The sequence below is a fragment of the Lewinella cohaerens DSM 23179 genome (assembly GCF_000379805.1).
Classification (GTDB): Bacteria; Bacteroidota; Bacteroidia; order Chitinophagales; family Saprospiraceae; genus Lewinella; species Lewinella cohaerens.
Map to the genome: position 1 here is coordinate 45,663 of NZ_KB903538.1, position 23,756 is coordinate 69,418.

Sequence of the window (23,756 nt, forward strand, 5' to 3'; positions counted from 1 at the left end):
AACAATCTTAATTAGAAGGCCTAGTAAGAAGGATTGTGTATAGAATATACTTATTCTTCACCTGATCCTAGAAAATATTAGAGGGTAGAGAAGTTGTATTTCCCTACCCTCTACTTCAGCATTTTTACTTTACAATTAATTTCTGAGTTGAAATCATATTGTCAGCGAAATGCACCTGAACAACATAAATTCCTTTTGCAATTGACCCTAAATTAAGGTTTGCAGTTTTCTGTGAAGCATTGTAGTTTTCTAACAAGATTGTTTGTCCCATTAGATTTACAACAGCAACTTTTTCAATGTTTTCTTCCGCTTGGATATCAAGTGATCCAGTACTGTTTGGGTTAGGATACACTTTGAAATCAATAGCATTGATAACAGATGTACCTGATACTGGGCCATTAGCACAACTGTACTGAATAAATTCTTGATCTGGGTGACATACACTGCTGTGGATGCCCAGGTAGCTAAAATCGTTTTTACGATTAATAGACCATTCTTCTCCTACGAAAGTACCGCCGAAAGCAGCAATGACATCCGTTGCTTCATTTCTACCGGTCATCACATTAGCATTTCTAACAATAGTCTTATCCTTGGTAATCCATCCTCCCTCTTCTGTTACCCAAGCATCTTGAGCTGGATCCCAGTTCTCTGGGTTTTCTCCAATAACACCGATAACATCTAAAATATTAGATCCATCACCTGCTATCACAGTTCCTGTGATCAATGCCATTGCATCATTTCCATTGAAATACATAGCGTTGTTCGTCTCATACTCTGGACAAAGGAAAGCGTCAGCTTTACATTGAAGATCATACTCTTCATTGTATTCCGTTCCGAAAACAGCATTGCCATCAATATATACAGGCCCCATCAATGGTTCTCCTGTTTCTTCATCTATAACTGGTTCTCCCGTCACTTCGTCAATAATGACGTCAATGACATTAAAACCATTCCAAGCTGGCTTATCAAACTGAGAGTCCCAGTCCATAGTATCCGTCAAATCAACCACAACAACAAAAACATCACCTGCAGCCAACATCTCGTTTGGCAATGAAATGATTTTATCAGCTCCCGCATTCGTGTTACCGTTTGAGAAACGAGCGATAGAATAACCAGACAGATTGATAGCAGCGTCTGTTGGATTGTAGATTTCCAACGCCTTATTGTTACTGTATCCTTCAACATATTCTGAGAAGAAAAGGTCATCACACTGTGCATTTGCCATCACAGCGAATAACATAAGGCTAAAAAATGGTAAGAGTTTATTCATTTTTTGGTATTTAAGAGTTCAATAAAAATATAAGCAGTCGTTTAAAACTCCTCATATACTGCATCAATTTAGACAAAAAATGACATTTACAATGTCTCCTTTCTGACCATCTCAAAAACAGGAAATCAAAGGTACTGATTTTTGATTTCAAAAGATACCTAGAGCCTGTTAAGCTTCTATTTTGACTCAAAAATAACATAGGCTTAATAGCGTAGTGTACTATCTTGCGAACTAGTACACTCAAAAGCATAGCTCTAAAAGAACCCCCATGTATTCAAGAGAAGAAGCTTCACAAATACGCAAAGCATTCTGGACCGCCTTTGGACAGTATATGCGACCAATACCTTCTGCGGATGGCTTAAAAGTCAATTGGGTCAATTACAAAACGGGGTTCAAGGGACTGAGCTTCAGCTTGAATGTTGATAAGAAAAATGCTTATCTGGGCATTGTCTTAAACCAGAAAGACCCCGACCTGAGAAGTCTTTTCTATGAACAGCTGCTGGAACTAAAAGGCGTACTCCATGCCCAACTTGGAGAGGAATGGACATGGGAAGAGACTGCAACAAATGCGCAGTACCAGGAAATTAGCCAAGTATATACGCTTTTACCAGCCGTAAGCATCTTTCGGCAAGAGGATTGGCCTAGTATCATTTCCTTTTTTAAACCAAGGCTAATTGCACTGGATGAATTTTGGTCGATGGGTAAATACCACTTTGAGCCGCTGCGGTTTTAATTTGAACCACCAAAGACACCAAAGTTTTTTTTTCTTAAGTGCCTTTGGTGGTTTAAATCCACGCTCGTTTTTTAACGCAGCACACTGCGCAGTACCCCCAACAAGCGATCTACCTCCTCTTTGGTGTTATGATGAGAAAAAGATACGCGGATATTTACAGCGTCATCATCATCCCCGCGAAGGGCACGAATTACGTGAGAACCCGTATCTGTGCCAGAACTGCAAGCGCTACCTCCACTCACGCTGATGCCAGCGATATCCAGGTTAAACAGCAACAACTCTGTCTTGGGAGACGGAGGAAATCGTAGATTGAGCACTTTGTAATGCCCTTGAGTCGGGTCTCCATTGAGATCTGCCTCGGGGAAATCCTTTGCGAGTTGCTCACAGAGGTAAGTTCGCAAGGAACGGATCTTTTGTTCCCTGTCTTCCCGTTCCTGACAAGCGAGGTCTAGCGCAGTGGCCATTCCTACAATCCCGTAGGTGTTTTCAGTACCTGCGCGCATGTTACGCTCTTGAGCACCACCATCAAGGTAAGGTTTGATGATGTTATCACCATTGATGTAAATAAACCCAACCCCTTTAGGGCCATAGAACTTATGCGCCGCTCCTGATAAAAAGCTAATAGCCGTGGCTTCTACATCTATAGGGTAATACCCCATTGTCTGAACGGTGTCGGAATGAAAATAAGCACCGTGCTCCTCACAAAGGGCACCGATCTCTTGGAGGTCGATCATGGTACCAATTTCGTTATTGGAGTGCATCAGGGAAACCATCGTCTTCTGGCTTTGATCCGCTAGCAAACGCCTCAAATCCGCCAAGTCTACCCTCCCTTTTTCGTCGAGTTCAACCTGTACTATCTCAACCTGATCCTCTTGTTCACCAATACTATCCAGCGAATGCAAGACACAATGGTGTTCTGTTGGTGAGGAGATAATCCGACGAACACCTAAATCCCGAACCGCACATTTTAGGGCCATATTGTTGGCTTCTGTTCCTCCGGAAGTAAAGAAAATCTCTCCAATGGAAGCATTCAGATGTTTCGCTATGGTGCGCCGTGCTTGCTCAATCGTCGTTCTGGCCTGACGGCCTTCGGCATGAATACTTGAGGGATTGCCATGGACGTCCTTCATTACCGCAGTCATAGCCTCTATAACTTGTGGGTCTAGTGGTGTGGTGGCGGCGTTGTCTAAATAAACTCTTGGGTTACTCATTTTGGAGAGTGTATATAAAAGCATGTTCGCGCAGAGACGCAGAGACGCAGAGTTTTTTCTCTCTTAATCTCTTTACGCTCTACTCTAAAAGCACGCGAAGTGGCTTGTGTCTTTATACGGACTTTGGCGATGCCAATGGCAAAGTCAAGCTTACAGCTCGCGGCTAAACCAGTCAGCTACGAGGCCCGTTTCCGTTCCCACCTCGTCTCGATGATGAAATTCGTTCGTACGTGGGTTGTATTCGTACTCTTTGGCCCATTCCTCATGGTTTTCAGCGAGTGCTTTGATACCATCGGCAATATAGTGTACTTCTTTATTGCTCATCACAGGATGGACAGACATTCTTATCCACCCCGGCTTGTCGGTTAGGTCTCCCTGATTGATCTTATCTGTGATCGAATGAGAAAATTGCTGGTCTACATTGAGCAAGTAGTGGCCATAAGTTCCTGCACAAGAACACCCTCCTCGCACCTGGATACCGAAACGGTCATTCAGAATACGAACGCCCAGATTGTAGTGAAGGTTTTGAATGTAGAAAGAAACTACACCCAAACGCTGACGATGCTGCTGTGCAAGCAAATTGAGGTTAGGCGTTTGATCAAAAACCTCCCAAATAATCGCCAATTGCTCCTCTTCTCGCGCAAGCATTTTACCAATATCCATTTGCTCCTTCAGTTGTACACACAAAGCGGTACGCATGGTTTGCAAAAAGGCTGGCGTGCCTCCGTCTTCTCTGGCCTCGATAGATTCCAGGTACTTGTGCTCGCCCCAGGGATTGGTCCAATCAACAGTACCGCCGCCAGGGTTATCAGGCACTCTGTTTTTATAGAGCAGTGGGTCAAAAATAAGAACGCCTGCCGAACCAGGTCCTCCTAGAAACTTGTGCGGAGAAAAATAGATAGCATCAAGGTGCTGTAGCGGATTTTCCGGCCGCATATTGATCTCAATATAAGGCGCAGAACAGGCAAAATCAACAAAGCATAGCCCACCAGCCTTGTGCATCATTTCAGCAATTTGGTGATACGGTGTCTTTATTCCGGTTACATTCGAACAAGACGTAACCGCTGCGATCTTCACCTTACGATCTTTGTATTTTTCCAACAACTCACTTAAGCAATCTAAATCCGTCAAGCCTTGTGAGCAAGGGCGGATGACTTCTACCTGCGCGATGGTCTCTAACCAGGAAGTTTGGTTTGAGTGATGCTCCATGTGACTAACAAAGACAATGGGGCGTTCTTCTGGGGTAAGGCTTACTTCTTCGCGGAAGCGTTCATGTAGCTTGAGACCAAGAATGCGTTGAAATTTATTGACCACCCCTGTCATGCCGGAATTAGAAGAGATCATTACATCTCTTGGATCTGCACCACAGTGCTGCTTGATAATTTCCTTGGCATGATGATAAGCCATCGTCATCGAAGATCCCGTAACGGTGGTCTCCGTGTGTGTATTACCCACAAAAGGGGCGATCTCCTCAGAGAGCAATGCTTCGATGGGAGCATACATACGACCGCTTGCTGTCCAGTCTGCATAAACCAACGGCTGATTACCGTAAGGCGTATCGAATCGCATATCATGTCCAATGACATTCTCACGAAAGTGAGCAAAATACTGTTCTAACGAGGTGGTGGTGGCAGTTGATGGCATATTACACTGGGCTTAATTTGCAACAAAAGTAGTAAGCAAAACTGAGAACAAGGGCACTAAAACCAATAGAAAGTCAACTATTTTACGTATCTTGCTGTTTTTGAGATAAACGATAACGATGAGAAGAAAGAAAGGATTTGACTACGGTAAAGGAAAGTACTACCTGACGATTGTTGATTTCCCCAATAACATTACGATGCACCGCATTGAGAAGGCTGCTGCTGTCCGCGCTTACGAGCACTACATTGCCATTGGCAAGAAAGTAGAGTGGCTGGGCAAGTGGGACGGCAAGAAATTTATTGAGGCCAAAGCGCCACAAGCTTCTAGCGCTGCATAACCCAATACTGCTAAGCAGAACGAAAAAAGCCGAGACTTACTTCATGTAGGTTTCGGCTTTTTTCGTTTTGGGGGTAAAAATTAAACCTCGTCTCATCCCGTAAAATAATATTCAACACTTACTTGTCTATCTTGAAATATAGATTTATGTTCGCATTTTTAATTTTATAATCTAACGTGTTAACTCTCTTTGAAATGAAAAAACTAGTCTTATTCCCCCTACTTGCTATTTTAATAGCTAGCTCAACCAGTGCACAATCCATCAGTTTTGCACCAGAAGAAACTCTTTTTGCTCACCCCGAGAGCAATACTTTCAACAGCCTTGAGTTTGACAGCCCCTATATTCCTTGCGATTATAACAACGATGGCTATATTGACTTTGTAGGAAAGAGAGGCTCCCAGGAACAGCTTATCTTAAAAGGTACCGCCGTTGATACTTTTCAGGAAGTGAATATACTCCCAGTAGGGTCACCTTCTGCAGGTGTGGTTTTTGACGTCTTAGATTTTGACCAGGACGGTGATGAAGATATTATTGCCGAACGTTATATCCTGATTAATGAAGGAGATGATCTTTTTTCTTTCCTTAACGTGGGTTTGAGCATTGGATTCGGCTTTGAGGAATTTGTTATTGGCGCAGCTGATTTTAACGGTGATGACCTTTTAGACCTATTGGTATTAAAAGATGTCTTCTTCGAAGATGAGGAAATGGCTATCCTTACCAACAATGGTGATGGTACTTTTACCAAATGCCTGATCTTTCTAGGGGATCGCATTGGCGACACCGAAATAGGCGACATCGACAATGATGGCGATCTGGATATTATCACTAGTAGCAGTAATAATAATGGCACTATACTATTACTAAAAAACGACGGCGATTGTCAGTTCTCTAATAGTGAGATGATCTACGAAGGTTTCACGCCGCTTTCTAGCCGAAGTATTGAGGTAAATGACATGAATGGTGATGACCAACTCGATATCCTTGTTATAGGCTTCAGTTCTGTATTTATCTTTGAAAATACGGATGGCTTTGTCACCGAACCACCTTTCACCAGTATTTCTACCGGCCAAAACACTTTCTTCAATGTTGCCGATTTCAACAATGATGGCAAGACCGATATCGCTGTATTGACCAGAGAAAGTTCTTTCAAAATCGCAGTCTTCGAGAACCTTGGTAACATGTCTTTCTCGTCGGCCATCCAAGCTGCCTCATTTTCTTTGGCTCCAGGATATGGCACCCCTGACTATAATTATTTTGAGCAAAATATGAGCCTCTACGATTACGATGACAATGGTATGCTAGACATCATCTTTACCAATGGATTTGGTCCACTTGGTAGCAATAATGTTTCGCTGGTATTGAATACAACGGAAGTCGTTAGCGTTGACGATATTTTTGCAAATGCAATTGATCTAGCCGTATTCCCTAATCCAGCAACTGCCGAAATTAGCCTCCCATTGTTATTCGATGCCAATGACAACAAGGCTGCATTCTTCCAACTTACCAACATCAATGGTCAAACCGTAAAAAGCGGATACCTGAGCAGTACTACCATTGATATAAACGACATCGCTAACGGCCAATACATTCTCTTGTTAAGGACTGATAGCGGCGATGTGTATCGTAGTACATTTATCAAAATGTAGCGTCTACTTTTTACGATAACCTTTAGCATGAGTCAACACGGATTTTGATTGTCACCAAAATCCATACTGACTCATGTTTGTTTTTCACAAAAGATCTAAAGAAACTTGTAGACAATTGAACATGATATTTTAAGGCTAGAAAGACATACGCTACGTAGAGATTTTAGATCGACCTCCGATCATGCAGTACCAGCAAAGCTGGCACTGCACCCACTGGGCGCTATACGTTTATCCGCTTAGCGCGGCCAGCACATAGCTAGCCAGTGGGGGGGATTAATAAAGCGTTACCATTTGTCCGATCCCTATCTCAATTTCCTCACCTTTCTCAATTTTGCCATGATGGATAATGTGTAAACTATCCTTCTGTTCATTTAAATTAGTAAGAAATTCTAAAGTTTCATTAACTTCTTTATTTATAAAAAATGGAAAGCTGAATTGAGCAAATTTTAGCTTTTTATTTTGTTCGGTCCAATAATATTCTTCAATAAAATAGTAACTCCCTTCCCCAGGGATTAATGTATCTCTACTATCTGCTGCTGATGTCGTCGTCAATCTTGACTCTCCAACAAGGGTATCTTTATTTGGAGATACAGAAAGGTACCCAACAGTTTCTGGGCTATACCATTTAACTCCATAAATCTTCGTGTAAGGAATAATTACCGTATCAAGAAGATTGTTATTGACTTGAATAAGTAATATTTTTCCATCGTGAACCTGGTTATAAAACGGAGCAAGAGAGCTAAGTTCTTTTTCGTCTGTTATCAACTCAACAAGTAGATTTTTGGGGCTTTCACCTGAATCAGATTTAGCTATAACACAACAATATTGAGTCAGAACAATGAGTAAAACCGAAGAAAATAGCTTAGTCATAATCATACAGCCCCGTGGCCTCATCCAACTCCTTACCATTATACCGATACGCATTATACGGCAAAACCTCCCAGACAAAACACTTACCTACTCTCCCCCATCACCATCTTTCTTCTTTCGGCGGAAAGGATTGAAGTCTTTGATATCTTCTTTAATTTTATCAACAGCGCCCTCTGCCTGCTCACGGATATTTGTGCCCGTAGCTGTAGAGTCTTTCGGTGTATTGGTACCAGTCAGCTGATCACGAATGGATTGGCCTGCTTGGTTCAACTGACTGGCGGCAGCATTTTTGATAGAATCAGCTAGTGCTGTTGCCTGCTGGGTGGCTTGGTCTTTCACTTGATTAACCTCATCTCTAACCTGATCTTTGGCAGCATCAACCTGCTCATTCACCAGGGCTTTGGCTTCGTCTTTAACAGCGTCAGCTACGGTTGCTTCACCATCTGCGCCCAGTAATTTGAATCCTACTTTAGGGTCGGCAATGTTCCCCGTAAGGGTAATCCGCACATTAAGATTTTCAGCGTCATTTACATTGACACCTAATTGACTAGCCTGTTTAACGAGCGCACTTACTCCTTGGTTGATCGTATTCCCCAGCTGGCTACTCCCTAATTTAGAACGTGGGATCACGGTATTAATCGCGTAATTCATTTCCTGGGTTAGGCTGTGGGTACCTGAAATATTAAAAGGCAAATCTGCAACCTTAATATCAAAAGGTTCTACTTCAACAGTTCCTTTTTCGATGGTAAACCAGGTTTTCAACCGGTCGATATTGATATTATCCTTAAGCTCGGAAATATCGAGGGCATTCCCGATGGCATTCAATGGCTTAAAGTTTAAGCCGCTAAGCGTGCCATTCAGTGTTTCAAAAAGGCCTTCAGCGTTGATAGACTCCAGCTTGGGCATCATGTCTTCCCCTAATTCCCCCGACATGATCAAGCTACTGGAGAACTTGCCATCTACCAATTTACCAATCGGGGCAAATGTAGCAAAGGTGTTAAAGGTGGAAAAGCTTTCCTTGAAATCAAGCTTATCCAGATCGAATTTAAACTCATAAAAAGGCTTGGTAACATCCTGGGTGTCATAAGCGCCAGTAAACCCTAGATTCCCACCCAAAGTACGAGCAGAACCATCTTCAATCACTACGGTCTCATCAGCGATGGTCAACTTTCCTTTAAGGTCCTTAAGCTCCATATCCGTATACTGTAGACGATCGACGGTTGCGCGAATGACCATATCGATATTTGCAGGAATAGGAATAACGCCATAAGCTTCTTCCGTATCGCTACTAGCAGTACCCGTTGTTTCCGTTTCCACCATAAAAGGATTGAGATCAAAATAACCGGATTTCAAGGATAAATCTCCTCGGAGTACGCCGTCATTGAAGGCATAATCAAAAGCATCCAGGATAACGCCATTACCACTAAAATCACTTTCTCCCAGCTTGGTTTTTATTTGGCTCACCTCCATCCGGTTCGGCTGGATACGACCTGTGACAGCAGCATCCTTCAATTCATAAGCGTCATAGACAATCTTATTCGCCGTAGCATTGAGCTGAAAATCAAAACGATCAAATACTTCGGTTTCTTCCACTGGGCCACTAGCAGGAATAGCTGTTGTTGCTTCTTCTTCCGTCATCCACTCATCTACCAAAAAGTAGTCGGTATGAGCGGTAAAGTTGCCTCGCATAGTCTTTTCTGGCGAAATGTAGGCCAAAAGGTTATCGATGGAACCACTGGCACGAAGGTCGCTTTTTCCTAATTGCGCAGAGAAATCAGCAATTTTTACACTTTGCGGTGTAAAGGTGGCTTCCGTATTATTAATAACGATTGCCGGCATACCATCCGCTACATACTTTAAGTCATTGATAGCAATAGAACCTGCCATCTTGACTTGATCATAAGCCTCTCTTTCTATGGTAGAAAGCCGCGTTTGAATATCTACATTCGCAACAATACGGCCTGTCATTTCCTGGATACCTTCCATCGGGAAAGCTTTTGCCCACTGGCCAAGGTCAATGACCCCATCCACATTGGCATTCACGTCAGGATCTGAAATCGGCGTTTTGACATTAAACTGCGCTGTAAATGGGTCTTTTCCTATGGTAAGGGCTATTTTTTCCGCGTCAATCACCATCTGATCGAGGTCTGCACTTGGGCTATTTACATCCAAAAGCGCCTGGATATTACTGATCCCAAGCGGAAGATCAGGATACTTTACATTACCATCTTTAACTTGGGTACGGATACGAAAGGCAGGATAGGTGGTTTCGTTATAGGTGCCTTTAACCAAGCCTTCAAGCGTAAAGCTGCCATTGATAGCTACGTCCTCATAGTCTTTGGTGTAGGCATTTGGTATCAGTGACCAAAGAGAACGGAAGTCGCTGCCAGGAGAATTAAACGCCAAATCGAGGAGAATATCCTCTTCCAAAAGCTGTACCTGCCCTTCAGCATTGAGTAGCAGTTCATTCACTCGGAGCTGGTTGTCTTTCAAGACATAAAGACTTTCATCCATATTGATATGAAAAACAGCATCCAAACCAAGCTCTGCATTTTTCAAATAAGCAACACCACCCTGTTTAACACTCATACTACCGATGGTAGTTTCCGTGTCCAGGTCGTATTCCGTTAGGGTAAAATTCCCTTCACCACTGTGATTAAGTCCTTCAATAGCCAGGTAAATATCACCTGCACGGTCGTCGTAAACTACGGTACCATCAGTAATACTGTAAGACTGCAATGCGATTTCCAATGCGCTGGCGGCTTCCGTCGTTTCTGCCGTTGGTTCTTCTTCTGTAGGAATAGCGATGTCATAATTAGCGGTACCATCAGCAAGCACGAGTACATTGACATTTGGCTGATCAAGGTTCACTGAACGAACAGAAAGCGGTTGCTCACCGAACAACGACCAAATATCGACGGTCACTCCGGCTTCTTTTGCACCCAAAAAAGGAACATCTACAAAGCGATCTTTTCCGATTAAAGAAAAATCACTAAGCTGCAATGTTAAGTGGGGGAAGGAGCTAAAAAGAGAAACGTCAACTTCTGCAAAATCAGCAGTGGCGTTAATATTTTGGTTGATCTGCTCTTTGACTACGTCTACCAGCTCGTCCTTAAAGATAAATGGAACAGCAAATAGAACTCCGATCACCAAGACCAGAAAAATAGATAATATCAGGAATAAACGCTTGATAAATTTCATGCTTAGATGGTTTGCTTTGGTACCTTCAGAGCTTGTTTGGTAGGACCTCAATTGTCTCCAAGTGGCAAATTTCATTTCATGCTGCGTTAAATTTTTCGTCGAATCGCCCGCATTCGACTGCAAAATTTGCCTTACCTGAAATGAAATTTGCTCACTTTCGGCTAATCATGCCCTACCAAACAAGCTCTCACTATAACGACAAATTTACGCGCTGAGTTTTAACAATGCATAATTTAGTCGTCTATTTCGTGGGAATAATAAAAAATCACATTTGTGCAGCGCCTTAGAGGATCGCAATGTTCACTTTTAACTACCTTGTGGTAAATTATAAAAACGTTAGGAACATTTTGGCGAAGTATCAATTAGTAGAAGACCAACGCGCGATGGACCGCTTCTATGCGGAATTAAAGGACGTTGACTGGATGTGTTTTGACACAGAATTTGTAGGTGAGAAAAGGTTTCGGACCCTGATTTGTCTGATTCAGGTGACCAGTCCTACGGGCAATTACCTTTTAGACCCTTTACGATTGCCTAATCTCGACCCACTTTTGGAATTGATCAGTAACCCTGACATCCTGAAGATCACCCACGCAGGAGAGAATGACTATCGCTTGCTCTATCAGCAGCACGGTGTGTTACCACGCAATATTTTTGACACCCAAATAGCCGCAGGTATGCTGGGGTACCACTATCCTAGTGGTCTTGGAAAAATTGTCAGTGGCGAACTCAGCATCAATCTTCGCAAAGGATATGCCGTCACCGATTGGGAAGCACGGCCTTTTAGCCAAAAGCAATTGGATTATGCACTAGAGGATGTCATTATTCTTGAACCACTATGGCGCAAACTCACAGAGCGCCTGAACGCAAGTAACCGCCTGGATTGGGCTATTGAGGAGTGTAAACAACTGGAAACAGAAGATTTCTACTACCAGGACCCTTACCACGAAGCATTAACCAGTAATTTGATCACCTCGCTAAAAACCAAAGACCAGGTATTTTTAATGAGGTTGTTTCAATGGCGGCGCGACGAAGCTGAAAGACGCGACGAATCAAAGAACAGGATTCTTCAAACCAAGCTGATCAGTCAGATTGTGAAAGCCATGCGAGGCGGTAAACAAGCACTTAAAGAAAACCGCAGAATTCCTGACTTCATCTTCCGAAAGTACGCAGACCTCTGGGCAAAAATGCACGAAGAACCTGCTCGTGAAGAAGAACTAGCTGTTCTGAAACGCTTGCCCAGCGCTCCTAATGAAGATGCCCGTGATGAGATTTTGCTGGAACTTCTCTACTTGCTCATGAAGTACCGTTGCCTTGATGATAATATCTCACACTCACTTGTGATGCCACGTAATGCAATCCGCAGGATGAAGAACGACCCCAAAATACTCAATAACATTCTGGGGAGTGGCTGGCGTAGAGAATTACTAGGCAAAGAGTTTGTCGACTGGCTAAAGAATTATGACCACCTTGACCTATCCATCAGCGGAGGGCAAATTGGAATAGAAATGACGAATCGTTAGGCGCTTGTCCGCAAAATTATCGAACAAACGCTAAGCAAAAGTGATGGTAATGGTGTTATAAGAGCATGTTTGGGTTATGACCCAAGCAAAAAGCTTCGTATTCACCTTGGCTAGAGCTTGTTTGGTGCGGATTCGTTTTGAAAATCAATGATTTATGGTTCTGACTTCGCATCAAAATGTGAATTTGGCGGGTCAAATGAGTATTTTGATGCGAAGTCAGGTTCGTAAAGTACTGGTTTTCAGTCGTAGTGAGTACCAAACAAGCTCGAAGTCCTCTTTACTCACTGGCATAAGCGTACTTTATGATCTCGTTAAACTCCAGGTTACTTATAGTTTTACTAGCAATTTTTTCTTTTAGCTGCGAAGAAGAATTCACCCCTCCGATCATCGAAGCAGAAGATCAAGTAGTCGTAGAAGGCTACATCGAAGCCGGTGATCGCCCTACCCCACCCTATGTTTTATTGACAAAGAGTTTCCCTTTTTTCAGCAAACTAAGTCAGGACGATCTTAATAATGCCTTTATCAGGGATGCTAAAGTGACTGTTTATGACGGCGAACAGACCGTCACGCTTACGGAACTCTGCCTTGATGATGTTCCGGAGGAATTTCGGGAACAAGCAGCAGATTTATTAGGAGTAGCTATAGATAGCGTGGGCGTTAATTTCTGCGTATACCTGGATTTGAGCTTGCAGATGATAGGTGAGGAAGGAAAAACTTACGAGCTTACAGTAAAAACTGGAGAAAAAACCATTACAGCAAGCACAACCATTCCTTTTGCTATACCTCTTGATTCCTTGTATTTTGTTCCTCCTCCTGGAGAGCCCAATGATACCTTGGCGCAGTTACGGGTAATTGTTAACGACCCTCCTGCCACGCCTAATTATTATCGCTATTTTACTAGAGAAGGAGAAGGACCTTACCTACGACCATTTGCCTCTGTTACCGACGACCTGCTCTTTGAAGGGCAGATATTTGAACTTCCGCTAGCAAAAGCAGAAGATTTAAATACCGAATTTGAACAGGAGACTTACGGCCTCTTTCGCTTAGGAGCAGCAGCCTCTATAAAGTGGATGACGTTGGATGAAGACCAGTTTAACTTCTGGAATACACTTGAATTCAGCCGAGCCAATCAAGGGCCATTTTCGTCTTATACACGTATTCAACACAATGTAGAAGGCGGATTAGGAATTTGGGGCGGAATTGCCGCTCGCTATTATGACCTTACTGTTGAATATTAATCCTTATTGTAAGAATAGGGTGTTCACGAAAAATAATACGGGAATCAGCACCTATACAATCTTGATATTGTAGCTTTGCGCAAAATTAATCTGAACAATAATAATGGATAAGAAAGTAATACAAACCAGCGACATCAATATTAAGATTGGCCTGAATGAGGAAAAGCTACCTGTTCGCATCGATTGGGAGGCATCAGACAATCCTAATGGTAAGCAAGTCTCCAAGGCTATGTTACTGGCATTCTTTGACGAAGAAACCAAGGACACCCTGAAAATTGACCTCTGGACAACAGAGATGCAAGTAATGGAAATGGATCGTTTCTTTTTCCAAACACTCAGAGGAATGGCTGACACCTATTATAAGGCCACACAAAATGCTGAGATGGCTACCTCCATGCAGCAGTTTGTACATTTTTTTGGTGAAAAGACTGGCATCATCAAGCCAGGACAATAATAGGCAAGGAATTGGTAATCATCTGCTTGTATTTCCATACTTGCGATAGTAAATGATAAGAGATCAAAAGTATAAACTTATTTTCTCTTTTAGATTTGTTCATAAGCTGCAATTTAGGTAGCTTTGCCCTCGGTGGGCGGCATAGGGCCAGCTCCCTTTAATCCCCCAGGGCGGAAACGCAGCAAGGGTACGAGGTTGTAGCGGTTCGTATGTTTGCTCACCACCTTTCTTTTTCGGAGCCTTTTCCTTTTCAAAAGGTTTCATTCCAACCCCACCAAGTCTATTAATTGAGTATGAAGTTTTTTATCGACACGGCAAATCTTGATCACATTAAGGAAGCTAAGGCATTGGGTATTCTGGATGGTGTAACGACCAACCCTTCCCTAATGGCTAAGGAAGGAATTACTGGAAAAGATAATATCCTTAAGCACTACGCTGCCATTGCAGAAACAGTGGATGGTGATGTCAGTGCGGAGGTTATCTCTACCGATTTTGCTGGCATGGTCGAAGAAGCAAAGGTGCTTACTGAAATTGCAGACAACATCGTGGTTAAAATCCCGATGATTATGGATGGGATTAAAGCATTAAGCTGGTGTTCTGAACATGGTATTGCTACCAACTGTACACTGGTATTTAGTGGTGCCCAGGCAATCCTTGCTGCAAAAGCAGGTGCTACTTACGTTTCTCCTTTCATTGGCCGTATTGACGATATCAACTGGGAAGGAATGGATCTCATCAAGCAAATTGCTGAGATTTATGCTATCCAAGGCTTTGATACAGAGATTCTTGCTGCTTCTATCCGAACCTCTAAGCACATCGTTGATGCTGCTATTTCTGGTGCAGATGTAGTAACTTGTCCACTGAATTCTTACCTTGGCATGCTCAAGCATCCATTGACAGATATAGGATTAGAAAAATTCTTAGCGGATTACCGCAAAGGCAATAGCTAAACCAAGCATTGCAAACGATATAAGCCTGATACATCTCAGGGTGTTTGCCGATACGATACGCCATCGGTACAACATAAACAAAGAGGCTATCTATTTTACATACCATTTTGAAGGGGAAGTTTTACTTCCCCTTTTTTTATGGGCTAAAATGAATTTATTTGCTCGATAAAACGTTAACTTTATAGAATCACAATTTTATTCAGCTAAAGCCACAAACATGGGCGTTGAACGAATCAAAGAACGGTTGCACCTTCGTATTGAGCAGGCGGATGAGCAGATGCTGCAAGTCTTGGTTGAAATGACGGAGAGTTTGTTTAGGACTTATCAGCCTCAGATATTAAAAGAAAAGGAAGCAGATTTGAACAAAGACTACACTGAGCATCTCCGCCCACTGACCCGCGAAGAACTCACCTCTGAAATTGAAGAATCAATGGCTGATTATGAACGGGGAGATTATCTGCCCTTAGACGAATCCAGCAAAGAAGCTTCCTCATGGTAGGCAAAATTTTCCGTGTAATCTTTACTCGACATGCACAGCGGCGCCGACAGCAAATCTTTGATTTTGAAGAAAACCTTAATGGCAAACGTTACGCTCGCAAAGTTCAGCAAGCTATTGATAAGGAATCTAAAAAACTAGAAGAATTCCCTGATTCACATCCCAATTATCTAGCTCGACCAAACCAACTATCGGCTAATCCAAACGCTTGACTTTCTTCCCCTTCACCTGCTGCTCATGCCGCTGAACATAATCCTCAAAGATCGCTTCTTGCTGCGCTGCAGGGGTAGGATTATTTTCGCCATAATAGCCTACTGCCAATCTTTGGCGTAAGCCTTCGAAGACACTTACTGCGCAGGCAACAGAGATATTCAAGCTTTGAACCATACCCATTTGGGGGATTAGAAAGTTCCCATCAACATGACTAAGTGCTTCTTCACTTACACCATCATGTTCATTGCCAAAGAGGAGCGCTACCGAATCGGTGAGGTTTAAGTCGTGCAAAGAAACGGCATCTTTGGCCATGTGGGTAGCATAGATGAAGTCATAATTGGCTCTCACTGCGGCCAAGCAGTTTTCCAACTGGGTGTAGTAATGAACATCCAGCCATTTGCGTGAGCCGGCAGAACTCTTTTTGCCCAAGGTTATGTATTCTTCCTGAAGATGCTTCTCCGTATAAAGAATATAGAGGTCGGAAATGCCTACTGCCTCACAGCTACGCATGACTGCGCTGATGTTGTGAGGATCATGGACATTCTCAAGAATAACAGTGAAATTTTTCTGTCGCCGGTAAGCTACTTCCCGCAAGCGGGCTCGGCGTTGCTCCGTCATGGGCGCCATCTCTATTCCGCTTTGGTGAATCGGTAATTCTGAAAACGAAGGATATTCACAAACTTATTCTCCCAGCGTTCTACCTGAGGGAATTCCATCCCACCAGTAGTTGTAGGAGTAATTATCCGTTGGAAATCAAAATTAGTATGCAGTAATTGCTCTGGGTTTTGCTCCAGCTGTAGTTGAAACTTAGTGCCAAAACGATTGATCATTCTACCGAAATAGCGAGAGACATCGTAACCAACAAAAGCTTCTTCCAGCGGTATTTCACCATAGCGCTCATAGTAGCGCCGCTTGAAAGCACGAATTTCAGGATTAAGTTCATCAAGAAAAACGCTGCTGCTCACGTGAACATTCAGCTTTTCGTAATAATCAAAATCAATCCGTTCGTAATCCATCCACTGTGGCATACCATAAACCTTAACCGTTTGGTACTGGCCACGATCCAGATCCAGTTTACGCAGGAAGTTATAGATGAACGTTTCTTTTGTCCAGGATGGAACAATAAAGACCGTCTCCCGATCAAAACTGAACCAAGGCTTAAGGTCAACAGACTGCATATCCAGCTTAGTGGTATCAATCGCTAGTCGCTTTAGCGGGTCTGTATTTTCGAGCCCGTTTAGGCGTTCGTATTCGCGCTGAAAATAATCAAAGCGCATTGTTTCACCCGGAACATCCATCCCTACCAAAACAATCTGATCATGCTTATAAGTGGCCAATACGTGCTGCATAATAGCTTGGCAGTGAGACTCAAGCGTTGGCTTTACCTGCACATAATTTGGATTCTGCGACGATACGGAACTAGATGCAGAATGAGGAGAAACCAATACACCATCGGTACTCCTTACTTTATTAGCTAGTATCGCTGTATTAGAACGCAGGTAAGGGCCTATTACCAAGTGGGACTCATTGAGTTCACGATTGGTACGAGCCAAATTGTTGACTTGCGTTTCGTTCGCTTTAGAATCCATAACAGTAACGTTCAATGCCACTCCTTCGTCGGAGAGTTCATCAAAGGCCATTTCCATGCCATTATAAAATTGCAGCGCCCAAGTAGAGTTTGGTGCAATTTGCTTATCAATGCTATTATACCGATCCGATAGGAAAGGTAAAATTACGGAAACATTGTAGGAGCTCAACAATTGAGAGTTCCCCTCTCCTACCCCAATTGGATTTACTGGGTTGCCACCAGGGCCAGGAGCCACAGGAGCAGAAGTAGAATAAATGGGAGGCTCAATGGAAGAAGGAATATCACGCCAGATGATGGTATCCATCGGGTCGGTAGGCGCATTTTCTACCAATACATAAGTGCCGGTCGCTGGATCATAAACCCGACGCCCCTGGATAGGGTCCAGTTCTTCTTTCCCATCTTTAGGGTCAGTGTTATTTCCTTGTGAAATTGGCTTAAAAAGCTCACAGGAACTAAACAGGACAATGGCAATTATGCCAATAACGGTCAGTAAAAACTGACTGATTCTATTCCCACTCAATGGTTGCTGGTGGCTTTGTACTGATATCATAAACGACTCGGTTAATTCCTTTAACATGATTGATGATTTCACTGGAAATTTTAGCCAGTAAATCGTGCGGTAAGTGGCTCCACTCAGCGGTCATTCCATCCGTGGAATTCACACAACGTAAGGCAACCGTTTTTTCATACGTACGCTCATCTCCCATCACGCCTACAGACTGTACAGGAAGAAGAACAGTACCGGCTTGCCAAACTTTATCATACCATCCTGAACTGCGGAGGTTATTGATAAAAATGGCATCTGCCTCTTGCAATAGAGCTACTTTTTCCGGCGTTATCGCCCCCAATATACGAATTCCTAGTCCAGGTCCCGGAAATGGATGGCGCCCAAGGATATTATCCGGAATATTTAGGGTTTTACCTACTCTGCGGACCTCATCTTTGAACAACATTCGCAGTGGCTCAACAATCTTTAAATTGAGGTGATCAGGCAATCCACCAACATTGTGATGCGACTTGATGGTAACCGACGGGCCGTGTACGGAAATAGATTCAATGACGTCAGGGTAAATGGTCCCTTGCCCCAGCCATTGGATGTTTTCGAGCTTAGCAGCTTCTTCTTCGAATACCTCAATGAAAACGCGGCCAATAATTTTTCGCTTACCTTCTGGATCTTGCTCGCCTTCCAGCTCTCTGTAAAACTGGCTTTTAGCATCAATTCCGAAAACTTGCAGACCCATGCCTTGGTAGGAGGCCAGTACTTCTTCGAATTCACCCTTGCGCAAAAGTCCATTGTCTACAAAGAAACAGAACAGTTGTTTGCCAATAGCATGTTGCAGCAAAACGGCAGCAACCGTGGAGTCTACGCCACCAGACAAACCTAGTAATACCCGGTCGGTGCCAATTTGTTTTTTGAGATCTTCAATTGTCTCTTCTGCAAAGGAGGCTGGTGTCCAAGAACCTGTACAACCAGAAATGTCAACAACGAAGTTTTTCAACAAGGTCGCTCCCTCAAGGCTATGATACACCTCGGGGTGAAACTGAAGGCCATAAACAGGTTGTGAAAACGCATCCTTCTTTGAACGAAAAGCAGCAACTTCAATGCTGTTGGTTCCTGCTACCAGTTCAAACTGCTCTGGTAGCTCGATGATGGTATCTCCATGAGACATCCACACTTGGGAATCCGGAGACATTCCATCCATCAAAGGATCGTCTGAAGCTTGTGTTTTCAAACTAGCCTTTCCATATTCCCGCTTCTGTGATCGCTCAACTTTGCCTCCGTAATGGTTTGCAAGGTATTGCGCACCGTAGCATACCCCTAGCAAAGGGCATTTTCCTACTACTTTCTCCAGTTCTGGATGAAGGGCATTGTCATCCTTTACCGAAAAAGGGCTTCCTGATAGAATGATTCCTTTGTAACTGTCATCCAGCTCAGGAATTTTGTTGTAAGGAACAATCTCACTGTAAACATTAAGTTCACGAACCCGGCGGGCAATAAGTTGGGTATACTGCGATCCAAAATCGAGGATCAATATTTTTTCATTCATGCGGCAAATATAGGTAAGTGAGGGATTAAAATTAAGGATATCCAGTTTCGATTCCTTAATTAGGTCTAATCACTCAAAAGCAAGTTAATTCCACGTAAAATCTTCGGGTACTTGAGCAATTACCGTAAAGGTGTTCCCCTTGTTGGTCATAATTGATTGCCATAGATCTTCTGGCTTAATGTTAAACACATAGTTAGCATCCATCCTAGCCAAGAGCCAGGAGCCATAGCCTATTTCATCAAGAAGCTGACCATCAGACCAACCAGTGTAACCAATAAAAAATCGAATCTGAGATGGCTTTATCAAATCGGACTGAATTAGAAACTTCAATTTTTCAAAATCTCCTCCCCAATAAACCCCTTTAGCAACTTTTACACTATCCTCCAATAAATCTCCAACACTATGAAGGTAATGGATAGAATCTACCTGCACAGGGCCTCCAAAGAAGACTTCCGAATCAAACTCCGGGAAATCATCAATTAAATCATCAATTTTAGTCTGGAGTGGTTTATTGAGGATAAACCCTACACTGCCTTCGGCCTTGGTGTGGTCGCACAACAAGACTGCAGACCGCTTGAAATTAGGGTCAATCATAAAAGGTTCTGCTAACAAAACCTTCCCTCGCTTCAAGGATGTTTTCGACGTGCCCATATTTACTACAAGCTACTACTAGCCAGCTTCCGGTCGATACGACGGATAAGCCCTCTCAGTACACTTCCTTTGCCTCCAGCCTCAACAAATTCAACATAACCATCCTGTGCCATCTGCTGTACTGTTTGAGTCCAACGAACAGGAGCGGTCAATTGCTTTACCAGGTTTTCCTGAATAACAGCAGGGTCTGTATGAGCTTGAGCATCTACATTCTGGTAAATGGGGCACCGTGGAGCCTTAAAGTTTGTGGCTTCGATCGCTGCTGCCAGTTTATCCTGCGCAGGTTGCATTAAAGGAGAATGGAATGCACCTCCCACTACCAGAGGAACCACTTTCTTCGCACCAGCGGCAGTCAATTGCTCGCTTGCTGCTGCTACCCCGGCAATACTGCCAGAGATCACCAACTGGCCTGGTGTATTGTAATTAGCAGGAACGACAACGTCACTGACCCCTGCACAGACATTTTCTACCACTGCATCCTCTAAGCCGATTACAGCAGCCATTGTACTTTCTTGCAATTCACAAGCCTCTTGCATGGCTAGGGCTCTGGCATGCACCAAGCGCAGGCCATCTGCAAAGTCCATAGCGCCGGCAGCTACTAATGCTGAAAACTCACCGAGGCTATGCCCAGCGACCCCTTCTGGTGCAAAATCGTCACCTGCTAAAGCTACTTTTATCACCGAGTGCAAAAAGATGGCAGGCTGCGTAATTTTGGTTTCTTTTAGTTCTTCTTCCGTGCCCGTAAACATGACATCTGAAAGGCGAAAGCCTAACAAATCATTAGCTTGCTCAAACATTTCTTTGGCAAGAGGGTGTTCGTCGTAAAGATCCTGTCCCATACCCGTAAACTGGGCTCCCTGCCCTGGAAAAACATAAGCTTTCATATTCGTATTATTGCGCAGAAAATAAATTGAGCCTACTTTTTGAAAAACGTCGGCTCAATTTATTTTTGTGCTGTTCCTTATAATTTAATGCAACTTGGCATTGATCAGGTTCAAAAATTCATTGCGTGTTTCTACCTTTTGGAATTCTCCGGTAAAAGCAGAAGTTGTCGTAACAGAGTTCTGTTTCTGAACACCACGCATCATCATACACATGTGCCGCGCCTCAATAACGACAGCAGCCCCTTGTGGTTGCAAAGTATTTTGGATACAGTGCAAAATTTGATCCGTAAGCCGCTCCTGCACCTGCAACCTGCGGGCAAAAACATCAATTACACGTGGTATCTTACTCAGGCCAACAATATAACCATTAGGGATATACGCTACATGTGCTTTACCAAAAAAAGGTAAAACGTGGTGTTCACACAAAGAGTACAGTTCAATGTCCTTGACAATTACCATCTCGCTGTAATTCTCCCGAAACATTGCAGAGCGTAAAATCTCTTCTGCATCTTGTTCATATCCTTGTGTTAGAAACTGCATTGCTTTAGCAGCTCTTTCCGGTGTTTTCACAAGTCCTTCTCTGGCGACATCTTCTCCTAAGTCACTAATAATATCACCATAGAATGCCTGCAACCGTGCTGTAACATCATCATCGTATTCCTCGTGGTGCTTGTAGGCCATAATAGCTTGTTTAAAACACAAAGCTAAGGAAAAGTTATCCCTTTTAAAGCCTCCTTGTCCGATCAAGACTCAAATTAATCTAAAAAATGAAAGGGTTATTCAGAGGCTATACTAACTTTACGACGAAATACTTAGGGATGAAGTTATTTTTATTGAGCTCAAGTTTTGCAAATAGCTGGAATAGTTCACCTTGGTTGGCCAAGGCCGGGCGTATTGCTTATCACGGGATATTCTGGATAGCGCTGTTTGCCTTTTTACTATATTTTGATGACTCAGGTCTCAGTACGCCTGATCGTTGGTTGAATGAGTTCATTAATTTACTCTTTTATGCGCTTATCGTTTATTTCAACCTTTTCTACCTCATCCCCAATTATCTTACCAAAAAGCGGTTCCTGACTTACTTGCTGCTACTGCTAGCTGTCACCTTGATTTTGACGCCCTTGAGGGTCATTTTTCTATACTTTCGCTTTAGTGGTCTTCCTCAGCTTCAAAATGCCCTGCTCGGCAACCTTGATCTTTATTTTTTACTCACTTTTACTATAGGTGGAGGATCAACCATTTTGCAAATTGTTACCGATTGGTTCAAGCAATTACGCGAAAAGCAAGAATTGGAAACCCAGACCATGCAATCGGAGTTACGCTTTTTGAAAAGTCAGATCAACCCCCATTTTCTATTCAACACGCTGAACAACCTTTATGCATTAACGCTAAAAAAATCGGACAAAGCTCCCGATATTGTTATCAAGCTTTCGGAGATGATGAGGTATATGCTTTACGAGTGCAATGAAAAAAGGGTGCCTCTCTACAAAGAAGTCAATTACTTGAAAAATTATCTTGACCTGGAACAATTGCGGCAGCATGATAATATCCGGATTAATTTCAATGTCGATGGGCAGGTAAGTGACCAGCAAATTGCACCCCTACTTTTTATTCCGTTTCTGGAGAACAGTTTCAAGCACGGTCTCAATACCCAGCTAAAAGATGGATTTGTAAATATTCACCTTCAGGTAGAACAAAAATCCGTTGATTTCAAAATTGAGAATAGCAAGGGACAAACCATTGCCAACCCCGACAATCGCCCAAGCGGTGGGATTGGTTTGGTCAATGTTCGGAGGCGTCTCAATCTGCTTTATCCCGATCACTACCAGTTAAGGGTCAGTAATACGCCGAATACTTTCGCCGTACATTTGACCATTGAGCTGGAATGACTATATTGAATTCTATAATTGAAGTGAAAATAACCCGCTAAACAATCACCGTTATGATAAACGTACTTATCGTTGATGACGAACCTCTTGCACAAGATGTACTAGAGACCTATATTGAGAAGATGCCAGACTTGAATTTGGTTCAAAAGTGTAATAACGCGCTTGAAGCCAACGAAGCACTCAAATCCAACGATATTGACCTGATGTTTCTCGACATCCAAATGCCACAACTTACCGGAACGGACTTTTTGCGTTCTCTTGCAAATCCTCCAGTTGTTATTTTCACTACTGCTTACTCCAACTACGCAGTAGATGGCTTCGAATTAAACGCCCTTGATTATCTCTTGAAACCAATTTCCTTAGATCGCTTTTTGAAAGCTGCCAATAAAGCAGTCGCACAAATTGAGCTTAAAAAAGCGGCAGCAGGCGCGAGTTCCCCCAAGGAAGAACAAGAGATTCAAGCGGAAGCTGATTTCATGTTTGTGAAAGCCGACAAGAAATTGATAAGGGTTTATTATGATGACGTTGTATACATTGAAGGACTGAAAGATTACGTTATCATCCGCCTGAAAGATACCCGGATTGTTACGCTGCAAACGATGAAGAGTCTGGAACAAAAACTTCCTTCAACTATTTTTAAGCGCATCCACCGGTCTTACATTGTCAACCTCCATAAGATTGATGCATTAATGGGCAATATGGTTGAGGTTAAAGAGAAAGGACAGGTAAAACATTTGCCTGTTGGCAAGAATTATCGGGATGAATTACTGGAGCTGATCAACCAGAATAGGCTTTAGCACTAAAGATCAACATTTTGTGCCACACACATTATTTATATGTGTTATTTTTTCATATCTTAGCAAAGTCTTAGTGCTTTAACCTTTTTTAATCCCATGAACATGTCAGGAAGCCG

At 43.0% G+C, this 23,756-nt stretch carries 21 protein-coding genes; 10 read left to right on the top strand and 11 right to left on the bottom strand.

Annotation, left to right across the window (positions count from 1 at the left end):
• Nucleotides 1-124 precede the first annotated feature (124 nt).
• Nucleotides 125-1,270: a lamin tail domain-containing protein gene (locus tag A3EU_RS0108430; protein ID WP_020535705.1), complete on the bottom strand. Its 1,146-nt coding sequence runs from the start codon at nucleotides 1,268-1,270 to the stop codon at nucleotides 125-127.
• A 268-nt stretch (nucleotides 1,271-1,538) separates the two neighbouring features.
• Between A3EU_RS0108430 and A3EU_RS0108435 the strand changes: the two genes are divergently transcribed.
• The gene (locus A3EU_RS0108435) at nucleotides 1,539-2,003 is read left to right on the top strand and encodes a DUF4268 domain-containing protein (RefSeq protein ID WP_020535706.1); all 465 of its coding nucleotides are present in this window, start codon (nucleotides 1,539-1,541) and stop codon (nucleotides 2,001-2,003) included.
• Between the two features lie 71 nt (nucleotides 2,004-2,074).
• On the opposite strand, the gene A3EU_RS0108440 is transcribed toward A3EU_RS0108435, so the two are convergent.
• Both A3EU_RS0108440 and A3EU_RS0108445 read right to left on the bottom strand, forming a co-directional pair.
• Nucleotides 2,075-3,214, bottom strand: a complete 1,140-nt coding sequence (locus A3EU_RS0108440) for a cysteine desulfurase family protein (protein ID WP_026211295.1) — start codon at nucleotides 3,212-3,214, stop codon at nucleotides 2,075-2,077.
• Nucleotides 3,215-3,364: 150 nt separating this feature from the next.
• Nucleotides 3,365-4,858: an aminotransferase class V-fold PLP-dependent enzyme gene (locus A3EU_RS0108445; protein ID WP_020535708.1), complete on the bottom strand. Its 1,494-nt coding sequence runs from the start codon at nucleotides 4,856-4,858 to the stop codon at nucleotides 3,365-3,367.
• 118 nt (nucleotides 4,859-4,976) lie between these two features.
• On the opposite strand from A3EU_RS0108445, the gene A3EU_RS0108450 reads away from it, so the two are divergent.
• Complete coding sequence (locus A3EU_RS0108450; RefSeq protein WP_020535709.1) at nucleotides 4,977-5,195, top strand: hypothetical protein; 219 nt, start codon at nucleotides 4,977-4,979, stop codon at nucleotides 5,193-5,195.
• A gap of 194 nt (nucleotides 5,196-5,389) precedes the next feature.
• Entirely contained in the window at nucleotides 5,390-6,841 is a 1,452-nt protein-coding gene (locus tag A3EU_RS0108455) for a T9SS type A sorting domain-containing protein (RefSeq protein ID WP_020535710.1), read from the top strand.
• A 273-nt stretch (nucleotides 6,842-7,114) separates the two neighbouring features.
• Here A3EU_RS0108455 and A3EU_RS0108460 read toward each other — a convergent pair whose 3' ends face one another.
• Both A3EU_RS0108460 and A3EU_RS0108465 read right to left on the bottom strand, forming a co-directional pair.
• Complete coding sequence (locus A3EU_RS0108460; RefSeq protein WP_245569343.1) at nucleotides 7,115-7,711, bottom strand: hypothetical protein; 597 nt, start codon at nucleotides 7,709-7,711, stop codon at nucleotides 7,115-7,117.
• A gap of 87 nt (nucleotides 7,712-7,798) precedes the next feature.
• Nucleotides 7,799-10,912, bottom strand: a complete 3,114-nt coding sequence (locus tag A3EU_RS0108465) for an AsmA family protein (protein WP_169433333.1) — start codon at nucleotides 10,910-10,912, stop codon at nucleotides 7,799-7,801.
• A 347-nt stretch (nucleotides 10,913-11,259) separates the two neighbouring features.
• Between A3EU_RS0108465 and A3EU_RS0108470 the strand changes: the two genes are divergently transcribed.
• The 5 genes from A3EU_RS0108470 to A3EU_RS0108495 all read left to right on the top strand — a co-directional run bounded on the left by A3EU_RS0108470 (nucleotide 11,260) and on the right by A3EU_RS0108495 (nucleotide 15,573).
• Nucleotides 11,260-12,432, top strand: a complete 1,173-nt coding sequence (locus A3EU_RS0108470; RefSeq protein ID WP_245569344.1) for a ribonuclease D — start codon at nucleotides 11,260-11,262, stop codon at nucleotides 12,430-12,432.
• Between the two features lie 302 nt (nucleotides 12,433-12,734).
• Entirely contained in the window at nucleotides 12,735-13,670 is a 936-nt protein-coding gene (locus tag A3EU_RS0108475) for a DUF4249 domain-containing protein (RefSeq protein ID WP_020535714.1), read from the top strand.
• Nucleotides 13,671-13,773: 103 nt separating this feature from the next.
• Complete coding sequence (gene gldC / locus A3EU_RS0108480) at nucleotides 13,774-14,124, top strand: gliding motility protein GldC (RefSeq protein WP_020535715.1); 351 nt, start codon at nucleotides 13,774-13,776, stop codon at nucleotides 14,122-14,124.
• A 293-nt stretch (nucleotides 14,125-14,417) separates the two neighbouring features.
• Entirely contained in the window at nucleotides 14,418-15,074 is a 657-nt protein-coding gene (fsa, locus tag A3EU_RS0108490) for a fructose-6-phosphate aldolase (RefSeq protein ID WP_020535717.1), read from the top strand.
• Between the two features lie 217 nt (nucleotides 15,075-15,291).
• Nucleotides 15,292-15,573, top strand: a complete 282-nt coding sequence (locus A3EU_RS0108495) for a hypothetical protein (protein ID WP_020535718.1) — start codon at nucleotides 15,292-15,294, stop codon at nucleotides 15,571-15,573.
• Nucleotides 15,574-15,765: 192 nt separating this feature from the next.
• On the opposite strand, the gene A3EU_RS0108505 is transcribed toward A3EU_RS0108495, so the two are convergent.
• The 6 genes from A3EU_RS0108505 to folE all read right to left on the bottom strand — a co-directional run bounded on the left by A3EU_RS0108505 (nucleotide 15,766) and on the right by folE (nucleotide 21,635).
• A complete protein-coding gene (locus A3EU_RS0108505; RefSeq protein WP_020535720.1) occupies nucleotides 15,766-16,410 on the bottom strand; it encodes a TrmH family RNA methyltransferase in 645 nt (214 codons plus the stop codon).
• A gap of 2 nt (nucleotides 16,411-16,412) precedes the next feature.
• Nucleotides 16,413-17,921: an ABC transporter substrate-binding protein gene (locus A3EU_RS0108510; RefSeq protein WP_156825706.1), complete on the bottom strand. Its 1,509-nt coding sequence runs from the start codon at nucleotides 17,919-17,921 to the stop codon at nucleotides 16,413-16,415.
• The gene (gene guaA, locus A3EU_RS0108515) at nucleotides 17,878-19,419 is read right to left on the bottom strand and encodes a glutamine-hydrolyzing GMP synthase (protein ID WP_020535722.1); all 1,542 of its coding nucleotides are present in this window, start codon (nucleotides 19,417-19,419) and stop codon (nucleotides 17,878-17,880) included. The genes A3EU_RS0108510 and guaA overlap by 44 nt, the downstream gene beginning before the upstream one ends.
• Nucleotides 19,420-19,503: 84 nt before the next feature.
• Complete coding sequence (locus tag A3EU_RS0108520) at nucleotides 19,504-20,070, bottom strand: YqgE/AlgH family protein (RefSeq protein ID WP_044085602.1); 567 nt, start codon at nucleotides 20,068-20,070, stop codon at nucleotides 19,504-19,506.
• A gap of 5 nt (nucleotides 20,071-20,075) precedes the next feature.
• Nucleotides 20,076-20,954 carry an ACP S-malonyltransferase gene (gene fabD, locus A3EU_RS0108525; RefSeq protein ID WP_020535724.1) on the bottom strand — a complete coding sequence of 293 codons (879 nt, stop codon included), beginning with the start codon at nucleotides 20,952-20,954 and terminating at the stop codon, nucleotides 20,076-20,078.
• A gap of 84 nt (nucleotides 20,955-21,038) precedes the next feature.
• Nucleotides 21,039-21,635, bottom strand: a complete 597-nt coding sequence (folE, locus tag A3EU_RS0108530; RefSeq protein WP_020535725.1) for a GTP cyclohydrolase I FolE — start codon at nucleotides 21,633-21,635, stop codon at nucleotides 21,039-21,041.
• Nucleotides 21,636-21,772: 137 nt separating this feature from the next.
• On the opposite strand from folE, the gene A3EU_RS0108535 reads away from it, so the two are divergent.
• Nucleotides 21,773-22,843: a sensor histidine kinase gene (locus A3EU_RS0108535; RefSeq protein ID WP_044085617.1), complete on the top strand. Its 1,071-nt coding sequence runs from the start codon at nucleotides 21,773-21,775 to the stop codon at nucleotides 22,841-22,843.
• Between the two features lie 53 nt (nucleotides 22,844-22,896).
• Nucleotides 22,897-23,640: a LytR/AlgR family response regulator transcription factor gene (locus A3EU_RS0108540; RefSeq protein ID WP_020535727.1), complete on the top strand. Its 744-nt coding sequence runs from the start codon at nucleotides 22,897-22,899 to the stop codon at nucleotides 23,638-23,640.
• The last annotated feature ends 116 nt before the right edge of the window (nucleotides 23,641-23,756 follow it).

Excerpts from the sequence above, each read along its gene's own strand:
- A3EU_RS0108450 (WP_020535709.1), top strand. The coding sequence starts at position 4,977 with ATGAGAAGAAAGAAAGGATTTGACTACGGTAAAGGAAAGTACTACCTG.
- A3EU_RS0108440 (WP_026211295.1), bottom strand. The coding sequence starts at position 3,214 with ATGAGTAACCCAAGAGTTTATTTAGACAACGCCGCCACCACACCACTA.
- A3EU_RS0108435 (WP_020535706.1), top strand. The coding sequence starts at position 1,539 with ATGTATTCAAGAGAAGAAGCTTCACAAATACGCAAAGCATTCTGGACC.
- A3EU_RS0108495 (WP_020535718.1), top strand. The coding sequence starts at position 15,292 with ATGGGCGTTGAACGAATCAAAGAACGGTTGCACCTTCGTATTGAGCAG.
- A3EU_RS0108535 (WP_044085617.1), top strand. The coding sequence starts at position 21,773 with ATGAAGTTATTTTTATTGAGCTCAAGTTTTGCAAATAGCTGGAATAGT.
- gldC (WP_020535715.1), top strand. The coding sequence starts at position 13,774 with ATGGATAAGAAAGTAATACAAACCAGCGACATCAATATTAAGATTGGC.
- fabD (WP_020535724.1), bottom strand. The coding sequence starts at position 20,954 with ATGAAAGCTTATGTTTTTCCAGGGCAGGGAGCCCAGTTTACGGGTATG.
- A3EU_RS0108540 (WP_020535727.1), top strand. The coding sequence starts at position 22,897 with ATGATAAACGTACTTATCGTTGATGACGAACCTCTTGCACAAGATGTA.
- A3EU_RS0108465 (WP_169433333.1), bottom strand. The coding sequence starts at position 10,912 with ATGAAATTTATCAAGCGTTTATTCCTGATATTATCTATTTTTCTGGTC.
- folE (WP_020535725.1), bottom strand. The coding sequence starts at position 21,635 with ATGGCCTACAAGCACCACGAGGAATACGATGATGATGTTACAGCACGG.
- A3EU_RS0108510 (WP_156825706.1), bottom strand. The coding sequence starts at position 17,921 with ATGATATCAGTACAAAGCCACCAGCAACCATTGAGTGGGAATAGAATC.
- A3EU_RS0108505 (WP_020535720.1), bottom strand. The coding sequence starts at position 16,410 with ATGGCGCCCATGACGGAGCAACGCCGAGCCCGCTTGCGGGAAGTAGCT.
- A3EU_RS0108430 (WP_020535705.1), bottom strand. The coding sequence starts at position 1,270 with ATGAATAAACTCTTACCATTTTTTAGCCTTATGTTATTCGCTGTGATG.
- A3EU_RS0108520 (WP_044085602.1), bottom strand. The coding sequence starts at position 20,070 with ATGGGCACGTCGAAAACATCCTTGAAGCGAGGGAAGGTTTTGTTAGCA.
- A3EU_RS0108460 (WP_245569343.1), bottom strand. The coding sequence starts at position 7,711 with ATGACTAAGCTATTTTCTTCGGTTTTACTCATTGTTCTGACTCAATAT.
- A3EU_RS0108445 (WP_020535708.1), bottom strand. The coding sequence starts at position 4,858 with ATGCCATCAACTGCCACCACCACCTCGTTAGAACAGTATTTTGCTCAC.
- guaA (WP_020535722.1), bottom strand. The coding sequence starts at position 19,419 with ATGAATGAAAAAATATTGATCCTCGATTTTGGATCGCAGTATACCCAA.
- A3EU_RS0108475 (WP_020535714.1), top strand. The coding sequence starts at position 12,735 with ATGATCTCGTTAAACTCCAGGTTACTTATAGTTTTACTAGCAATTTTT.
- fsa (WP_020535717.1), top strand. The coding sequence starts at position 14,418 with ATGAAGTTTTTTATCGACACGGCAAATCTTGATCACATTAAGGAAGCT.
- A3EU_RS0108455 (WP_020535710.1), top strand. The coding sequence starts at position 5,390 with ATGAAAAAACTAGTCTTATTCCCCCTACTTGCTATTTTAATAGCTAGC.